This is a genomic window from Corynebacterium sp. UBA4397, assembly GCF_002390965.1.
GTDB lineage: Bacteria > Actinomycetota > Actinomycetes > Mycobacteriales > Mycobacteriaceae > Corynebacterium > Corynebacterium flavescens.
The window spans coordinates 1-9,029 of sequence record NZ_DGRD01000016.1 but is presented as its reverse complement, the minus strand read 5'-3'; the positions used below and the strand labels follow the sequence as shown (position 1 = coordinate 9,029).

The window sequence follows — 9,029 nt, the reverse complement described above, 5'->3', positions numbered from 1 at the left end:
CCACAACTTCAGCGTCCACAACCTCCGCGTCTACCACGTCCGCATAATCGCGGCTGCCATCGTCGGGGTCTACATCAATGTCCACGTCAGTGTCTTCTGACCCCGCTGAGATCTCTGGGTCCTCCGGCGAATCTTCCTCTTCTGCGACCTCACCAGCGTCATCAGATTCAACCTGATCCTCAGGCGCGGGCACAACCGACGCCTCTTCCTCACAGGCGGCACTCCGTGCACTCTGTGCTTGGAGTAAGAGGGAGGCTGCAGCAAATGCTAGTCCGACGGCTGCCAGCCAGACCCCGCTGAGCCCCGCAGCCACCCACACGCTCAGACCGGTGAACCCGTAGTATCCGAGTTCCCCGGACGAAAGATAGCCTAGGATGAGCATTCCGACGGCTGCCATGAGCCCTGCTACAGCAGCGAATTGAAAGCTGGGACGGCGACGGTAGAAGAGGTAGGCGGCACTGCACGGCAAGGCCAACAACAAAACTACGGCCCACGCTTGTACCGATGCGGGTACGACGCCGAATAGAGGCACCGGCGGCAAGGCCACCAAATCGACATTAAAGAGGCTCACGCTAGCATCGCCGACGTGCAGTTGGGCGCCGCTTAAAACCCCCATCGTGTAGACCACGGCGTTGGGCAGATAAAGCAGGCTCAGAGCTACCAGCCCCACAACCCCACCGGCACCGAGATGCGGATAGCTTGCAAGCAGCTCGCTTTGGCGTCCCCATCCCACTGCCGCCACAATCACAAACACCACCAAGGAGACGATTCCGGCATAGGCCAAGTAGCGCAGGGCTAAGAAAGCGGCGTCGACAAGCAGGGTTGAAACCCCGAAGCGCCGCGCCAACGCCCGCCACAGGCGTGGGCCCATTCCACCGGCCAGTACACAAAGATGCAGAAGCAGAATCCGCGGCAAAGCCATAGCCAGGTTGGGGGGCGAAACATCGAATACTTTCCCCGCGTCCCACAGCATTAGCCAGGCCAAGATTGTCAGTGCTGCGGGCACCACCACTGCCGCGACCGCGAGAATAGCCACGTCATTGATGCTCACCTTGCTACGAATCGTGTTGCGGATCCGGCGCGCGATAACGAATGCAAAGAGCAGCGCCGGCAGCAGTGGCATCACGGAGATGGTTATTCCGCCTGCCACTACGGGCCCGAGATTTAGAACCATCCAAGACTCAGCGATGACTGCAGGCAGCCAGGCTAGGGAGGTGCCTGTCAGCAACAAAGCGCCCAAGGCTACCGCCAAAATAGCGAGGATAAGCACCGCCTGAGGCAGAGCCACGGCAAAAGCCATGCGGCGGGCTCGCTCAAACTTGCTCAGCGGGGGTCGCGCGCGGCGCGCTTTCGCCTGCGCCCCAGCCTTGTGCGCGATGCGTGAGGCTGGGTCGATGGACTGGTGACCGCGGCCTCTCGTCTGCGCGCGCGGACGCGAGGTGGACCGCGATTGGGGGCTGGTGTTCCTATTCATCGCCTCTACTGTGCCACGCGAATGCCCGCGAGCACGTTTGGCGCGACGAGAATCGATACACACGAGCGATCCAATACCCCAAGGTCCAACGCTGACCTGCACCTTGCAGATCCCGCCTATCTTTGAAAGTAAGAGCCGCCGATACCTATATATATTACTGTGACTAGAGTGAACACGGCGGTCGCAGGAGTCCACTCTCGACCATCACTCCGTAGCGTTACACCGACCCCACCCGCGGGGGTAGCCAATTCCGTTCCTTAGAAACGGCGGCGAGTTCTGCAGGTTTAGCCCGGGGGAAGAAAATTATTCCGGTTAGGGTTGCTGTCACATTTCCGAGACGCTACTGTTACATCTCGTTGGTAACAGAAAGGTCACAATATCGTAACCAACCGTGATGGACTGTAACGCCATATCCGGTACGCAGATTGTGAAGAGAATGGAAGTTGATTTGATGCGAAGCAAGACCCAGCGGGACGCCGGACGCCACCGTAAGATCATCACCTCGCAGACCACCAAGGGCCGTATCGCCCTTATCGCGGTAGCTGCTGGAGCGGTTTCCACCGCAGGTGTTGGCGGAGCGGCCGCGGCTAATATTCAAGCCGATAACACCCAAGGACAAAAGGCCCAGTCGGTCAACTTCTCCTTGGCAAACAACTCCGGAGAGCTTGAGCGCGCCCAGGCGGCCGTCGCTGACGGTCTCGCCGAAACCCCGCAGATCTTGGCCGTATCTAACAACAAGCCCATCACGGACTTGGCAGATCAGCTCAACAAGGCAGTAGCAGCCTCTACCGAGCGCGCTGCCGCCGACAAGGCCGCCCGCGGCCCCTCAGTCGTCCGCCCGGCCGAGGGCAGCTTCACGTCCGGCTTTGGCTCCCGCTGGGGCTCCTTCCACTCCGGCATCGACATCGCTAACGCGAATGGAACGCCTATTCTCGCGGTCATGGACGGCACCGTCATCGATTCCGGCCCCGCCTCTGGCTACGGCCAGTGGATCCGCATCAAGCACGAAGACGGCTCCATGTCCGTCTACGGCCACATGGAGACCCTAGACGTCGCCGTGGGCCAGCAGGTCCACACAGGCCAGAAGATCGCCGGAATGGGCAACCTGGGATTCTCCACCGGCACCCACCTTCACTTCGAGATTCACCCCGCCGGCCAGGGCGCAATTGATCCCATCCCGTGGCTTGCAGAGCGCGGGATCAACATCGGCTAGGGATACAGCTCCCCCGAACTTCCCATCCAACCTTTCTTCCGCAGCAGCGCGGGATCGCCGCAACACAGCGCTCCCGCGCTTTTGTTCTGCGCCGATTCCCGTCATAGCGTGCGCCGATCCAAGTTTAACCGCGTCACTCTGGCGTTGCACTCCACTCCGTCGCACCTCCGACACGCTGCTTAACTTCGGGCCATCAACCCTCGTCTCAGGCCGCCAACCAAACGTTGTAGTCCATCTCACAGGAGATATTTTTTGACCACCAACGCATTCTCAAAGGGGGAGCTTTTCAATCCCTTATACCCCCTAAGCGGCGGATATGGCGGGAAGAAAAGACCGTTAAGTGGGAAGAAGAACTTCACCCACAGCCATCGCATGGGGCACTCCCCCTTCCCCACACCCCCACACAGTTGCCCGAGAACTTTTTTATAACAGTTTTCACTCCTGCAACACGCGTAACATGCTGGCAACTTAGTCCTGTTTCGAACATCAGTGCATTGAGCTGGGTAGATTAGTCATTGCGCGATGTGACAACAACAGATAGCTTTTATCTCGTTGCCCAAAAAGAGCGTCACTGCCCCATCCCTGGAACGTCACGATAAGGACTTCATTTATGAAGCGCATGAATCGCGCCGTCAAGCGAACAGTGCTTGGCACCACCGCACTGTGTATGACATTCGCCCTGACCACAGTCGCTCCTGCGAGCGCGGTGGATACGCCAGCAAACAACGACGCTGCGCTTTACGAAGCCGCTTTGGAGCTCGCCGACGCAGCAAGCGCTGATGCCGCAGACGCAGACACCGAGGGACAGTCCTCTAAAGGCCAAGGTGGGTGGGATATCGCTTTAGACCCAGCACTCATCAAGGAACTCATCGAGGCTTTCCGTCCACCAGCAGATACGCCCGAGGTAACCAAGCAAACGGGGCGCGACGCCAGTGGCAACACGGTGTCTTCTCCCACGACGGGTACTTTTACTTCCGTCTACGGCGAGCGCTGGGGAACCACGCACAATGGCATCGACATAGGCAACGCCGTAGGAACCCCGATCTACTCCGTCATGGACGGCGAGGTCATTTCCTCCGGCCCAGCCCAGGGCTTTGGTAACTGGATTAGAGTGCGCCACGACGACGGAGCTATATCCGTCTACGGCCACATGCCGGCCAATATGCTCTACGTGTCTGTGGGCGACAGAGTCAGTGCTGGGCAAGAAATCGCCGGCATGGGCAGTGAGGGCCGCTCAACCGGCCCCCACCTCCACTTTGAAATTCACCCTGATGGCACCACGCCTGTTGATCCTGTGCCGTGGTTCAAAGAGCGCGGCATCACCATCTAGCGCGCTTTTCCGGCTGCTAGAGCTTTTCCATCGGCACTCCGCCGATGAGCATGAGCCGCACCTTACCGGCCGAGCCGAAGTCCACCGTAACGGTGGCCCTGGCACCAGAACCGGCGGCCTCAATCACCGTGCCGAGACCATATTTCGCATGGTTGACGCGGTCCCCGACCGCAAGATTGAGGTGATTATTCCGTGGCATCGAGGTAGCTGAGTGCGAGGATGAGGAGCGCTGCGAAGGGGAAGTCGCAGTGCTCTTTTTGTTCTTATTCCACCCAGACCAGTCCTTGCCATAGGATCTTCCGTACTGATAAGAGTCATCGCCGCCCCACGCGCCAGACAAGCTGCTTTCGGGCGCTTCGCGGCGCCAGTCAAGGAGTTCTTCTGGGATCTCTCCAAGGAAACGGCTGGCAGGATTGGTCATAGGATTGCCCCACGAAGATCGCAGGATTGCGCGAGTGAGATAGAGCTGCTCACGTGCGCGAGTAATACCCACATAGGCCAGGCGACGTTCCTCGCTCAGTTCTTTCGGGTCACCGAGCGAGCGCATATGTGGAAACTGGCCATCCTCCCAACCTGTAAGAAACACAACTGGGAACTCTAGGCCCTTTGCTGTGTGGAGAGTCATCAGAGTCACCACTCCGGTCTCACTATCGGGGATCTGGTCCGCATCAGCGACAAGAGAGACCTTTTCTAGGAAGGCCTGCAGGGAGCCCGGTGCGGCTTCTCCCTCTGCCAGCTGCGGATCTTCCTCAGCGTCCGAGCCATCGAACGCCATGTTATTTGCCGCGTCGGAAGAAAACTCTCGGGCTACCGAGACGAGTTCGTTCAAGTTATCCAGACGCGCCCCATCCTGCGGATCGTTGGATTGTTCCAAAAGCTCGCGGTATCCCGTGGCGTCCAGCACAAGGTTGAGCAGCTCGCCGAGATCGGGCTGCCCTGTCACCGCATTTCTCATTCCCGGAATCTGTGCTCGAATCCCTTCCATCATCTCTACGAACTTGGAAACGGCATTAACAGCGCGGGTGCCTAAACCCGCGACTGCGCCGGCAGCGCCATCATGCAGCGCCTTGCCGAAGCTGATGCCGAGATTGTCCGCATGCAAGGAGATCTGCCCCTGCGCCTTGTCCCCAATCGCCCGCTTGGGGACGTTAATGATGCGCCGCAGGCTAACGGTGTCATCCGGGTTATCGATAATGCGCAGGTAGGCGACCATGTCACGGATCTCGCGGCGCTCGTAGAAGCGGGTTCCGCCGACGACCTTATAGGGAATGCCCGAGCGCACGAAGATGTCCTCCAAGGCACGAGAAGCATTATTGGTGCGATACATGATGGCGATATCCGAGTAGCTACGGCCCTGATCGGCCAAAGAATCAATCTCGGAGGCGATAAACCGCGCCTCATCATGTTCATTATCGGCGACATAGCCGATGATCTTTTTTCCCTGTCCATGCGCGGTCCACAGATTCTTTTCACGGCGACCCTCATTCCTGGAGATGACCGCGTTGGCGGCATTCAAGATGGTCTGCGTTGAGCGATAGTTCTGCTCCAACAAGATTGTCTTGGCCTGCGGGTAATCGCGCTCAAACTCTTGGATATTGCGGATGGTTGCTCCACGGAAAGCATAGATAGACTGATCCGAGTCTCCGACTACGCACAGCTGCGGCGCTTCAGCAGAAGGCTCTCCCTTGCCAACCAACTCAGAGACCAGGGCATACTGCGCATGGTTGGTATCTTGATACTCATCAATGAGGACATGCCGGAAGCGACGCCGGTAGAACGCGACTACCTGCGGGTACTCCCGAAAGATGCGCACGACCTCTCCAATAAGATCGTCAAAGTCGACCGCGTTGGCCGCACGCAGGCGGCGCTGATACTCCGCATAAACCTGGGCGATGACAATATCGAAAGGATTCTTCGTTTTTGCAGCCTCGCTCGCAGCACTATCCGGGGAGACCAGATCATTTTTTAGATTAGAGATCTGGTTAGCCAAAACGCGAGAAGTGAATTTCTTCAGATCTATGCCCATGTCCTTGGCAATCATGGTCAGCAGACGCCTAGCATCATCCCCGTCATAGATAGTAAAATTAGTGTTCAGCCCGGGCACCAGCTGAGCGTTCTGGCGCAGAATGCGCACGCAAATGGAGTGAAACGTAGACACCCACATGCGTTCAGCCACGGGCCCCACCAATTGCCCGACGCGCTCTTTCATTTCCGCAGCGGCCTTGTTGGTAAAGGTAATAGCCAAAATCTCCCAGGGCGCCACCCCCCTGCTGCGCATAAGATAAGCAATGCGGCGCGTGAGCACGGCCGTCTTTCCTGAGCCTGCGCCAGCAACAATAAGCAGCGGAGAACCAATGTGGGTCACCGCGGCCAGCTGCTGCGGATTTAGCCCCTGGGTTAGGGGATCCGCTGCGGGTTTCGGGGACGTGGCCACCTCGCGTGAATTGCCAACAACCGGGGCGGCCGAGGATCCGGCGCGATCCGGCGAGATGCGGGAAAAGGGAGACTCGTTATTCATAGTGCCTACCAACCTACTAGCCTCCTCGGACATGTCACCTCATCTCGCCTCATGTTCCCTTTAGACGGGCTCGGTGGCAGAATTGGGACCTATGTCTTTAGAAGAAAATCTCCCCCCTCAATCCGCTTCTGACTCCACATCTAACTCCCCTGCGGATTCCGCCTCTGGCAGCACCGCCGCCGATAGTGGTGTTGTGGACAACGGCATGGCCATCCGCTTCCCCTCTGGCAGCGATGATCCACTCACTGACGCAGAGATCCAGCGCTACCGCGCCGAGATCAATCGGCTCGATCGCCTCATCCTTGACGCTGTAAAGCGCCGCACGGAGGTCTCTCAGGCGATAGGACGCACCCGTATGAGCAGCGGCGGAACCCGTCTTGTCCATACCCGCGAGATAGCTATCCTCAACGAGTTCCAAGACGAGTTGGGTGAGGAGGGCCCCGCCATCGCCTCGGCGCTTTTGCGTATGGGCCGCGGCAAGCTCGGCTAGCTTTTTCTACTGCTCAGTGTGAGCAATTGGACTACGGTGGGACAGTGGAATGTTGCTCGCATTTGATACCCCGGTGTTCGCCGGACCGTTTCACCTTTAGAAAGGCCTCTTTTATGGACATCACCGCCACCGCGCAGTGGACCGCGCTCTCCGAGCTTTTTAAACTTAAGAAAGACCTCAAACTTAGAGAACTCTTCGCGGCGGATCCACGCCGAGCTTCTCGCTACACTTTCGACGCAGCGGGATGGCACGCAGATCTCTCCAAAAACCTCGTCGACGATGAGGTTCTCAACGCCCTTTTCGCGCTGGCCAAGGCCGCAGACCTCGAAGCCCGCCGCGAGGCCATGTTTGAGGGCAAGCACATCAACAACACTGAAGATCGCGCGGTTCTACACACCGCGCTGCGCCTTCCTGCTACAGAGGATCTTGTGGTCGGCGAGGAAGACGTCGCCGCAGAGGTCCACGAAACCCTTGGCCACATGCGCGATTTCGCCACCGCCTTGAGGTCTGGGAAGTGGCTCGGCTACACCGGACACACCATCAAGAAGATCGTCAACATCGGTATCGGCGGATCAGACTTGGGTCCGGCCATGGCTACCAAGGCGCTGCGCGCCTACGAGGTAGCAGGAATTAGCGCTGATTTCGTCTCCAACGTTGACCCCGCCGACATGGCCGCCACCCTCGAAGGATTAGACGCGGGCTCCACAGTCTTTGTCGTCGCCTCCAAGACCTTCACCACCCAGGAAACTCTGACTAATGCCCATGTTGCGCGGCGCTGGTTGCTCGAGCAGTTCGACGGCGATGAAAGCGCCGTCGCCAAGCACTTCGTGGCTGTTTCGACCAACGCTGAAAAGGTCGCGGAATTCGGCATCGACACCGCGAACATGTTTGGGTTCTGGAACTGGGTCGGGGGACGCTACTCGGTGTCTTCCGCCATCGGCCTCTCACTCATGTGCACCATCGGCCCGCAGGACTTCATGCGCTTCCTGTCCGGTTTCCATGCCATGGATGTGCATTTTCGTACTGTCCCGCTTGAGAGCAACCTGCCCATCCTCATGGGTCTGCTCAATATCTGGTACTCCAACTTCCACGGCGCACAGACACACGCGGTTCTTCCCTACTCCGAGGACATGGGTCGTTTCCCTGCTTACTTGCAGCAGCTGACCATGGAGTCGAACGGCAAGTGCGTCCACCACGATGGCACGCCGGTTGAAACCACCACGGGGGAGATCTTCTGGGGCGAGCCTGGAACCAATGGGCAGCATGCATTCTTCCAGCTTCTGCACCAGGGCACCCGGCTCGTTCCGGCTGACTTCATCGGCTTCGCCCGTCCACACGAGGACTTCTTCACGGCTGATTCCTCCAGCTCCATGCATGACCTGCTCATGGGCAACTTCTTTGCCCAAACCAAGGTGCTGGCCTTTGGCAAGAATGCCGATGAAATTGCGGCGGAAGGCGTTGACCCAGCCGTCGTCCCGCACAAGGTGATGCCGGGTAACCGGCCCTCCACTACCCTGCTTGCGCAGCAACTGACCCCGGATGCTTTGGGCTCACTCATCGCACTCTACGAACACATTGTCTTCACCGAGGGCGCTATCTGGGACATCAACTCCTTCGATCAATGGGGAGTCGAGCTAGGAAAGCAGCAGGCAAATGACCTGGCCCCTGCCGTGTCCGGCAAGGTAAAGGTCGACTCAGGTGATTCCTCCACCGATGAACTCGTGGGCTGGTACCGCAGTCACCGCTAAAGTGGCTCTTCCGAGGTTTAAAGTGCGTGGTGGGAGTGGCAGGAAAAACGCGAGTCCCTTGCCGGTATTTTCCGGGATCCCCTCCACCGCACAGTCATAGTCCTGCCCATTGTTGGTTTCCCCACCGGGCTTTGTTTTAGGGGTGCTGAAAGTCGCCGCCTGGCTTGTTGTCCTAACGGCTAGTGTGCGGGCGGCTGCCAGACTATCTTTCCGTCTTGGCGGGCCAGGCGCCCGCGCCGCGGTGGCGCATTCGGAT

The 9,029-nt window shown here is 58.6% G+C and carries 6 protein-coding genes; 4 read left to right on the top strand and 2 right to left on the bottom strand.

Features of this window, described 5'->3' with window-relative positions:
• Positions 1 to 1,474 (bottom strand): DUF6350 family protein (locus tag B2696_RS03425; protein ID WP_286953898.1); only part of this gene is annotated, 1,474 nt, incomplete at its 3' end.
• A 451-nt stretch (positions 1,475 to 1,925) separates the two neighbouring features.
• Between B2696_RS03425 and B2696_RS03420 the strand changes: the two genes are divergently transcribed.
• Positions 1,926 to 2,687 (top strand): M23 family metallopeptidase, encoded by a 762-nt coding sequence (locus B2696_RS03420; RefSeq protein WP_286953897.1) that lies wholly within the window; start codon positions 1,926 to 1,928, stop codon positions 2,685 to 2,687.
• A 610-nt stretch (positions 2,688 to 3,297) separates the two neighbouring features.
• Positions 3,298 to 4,017: a M23 family metallopeptidase gene (locus B2696_RS03415; protein WP_286953895.1), complete on the top strand. Its 720-nt coding sequence runs from the start codon at positions 3,298 to 3,300 to the stop codon at positions 4,015 to 4,017.
• A gap of 16 nt (positions 4,018 to 4,033) precedes the next feature.
• Here the strand turns inward: B2696_RS03415 and pcrA are convergent, their stop codons facing one another.
• Positions 4,034 to 6,535, bottom strand: a complete 2,502-nt coding sequence (pcrA, locus tag B2696_RS03410; protein ID WP_286953894.1) for a DNA helicase PcrA — start codon at positions 6,533 to 6,535, stop codon at positions 4,034 to 4,036.
• A 205-nt stretch (positions 6,536 to 6,740) separates the two neighbouring features.
• Here pcrA and B2696_RS03405 point away from each other — a divergent pair, with 205 nt between their 5' ends.
• On the top strand, positions 6,741 to 7,025 hold the full coding sequence (locus tag B2696_RS03405) for a chorismate mutase (protein ID WP_075731040.1): 285 nt from the start codon (positions 6,741 to 6,743) through the stop codon (positions 7,023 to 7,025).
• Positions 7,026 to 7,138: 113 nt separating this feature from the next.
• On the top strand, positions 7,139 to 8,773 hold the full coding sequence (gene pgi, locus B2696_RS03400) for a glucose-6-phosphate isomerase (protein WP_075729434.1): 1,635 nt from the start codon (positions 7,139 to 7,141) through the stop codon (positions 8,771 to 8,773).
• Positions 8,774 to 9,029 lie beyond the last annotated feature (256 nt).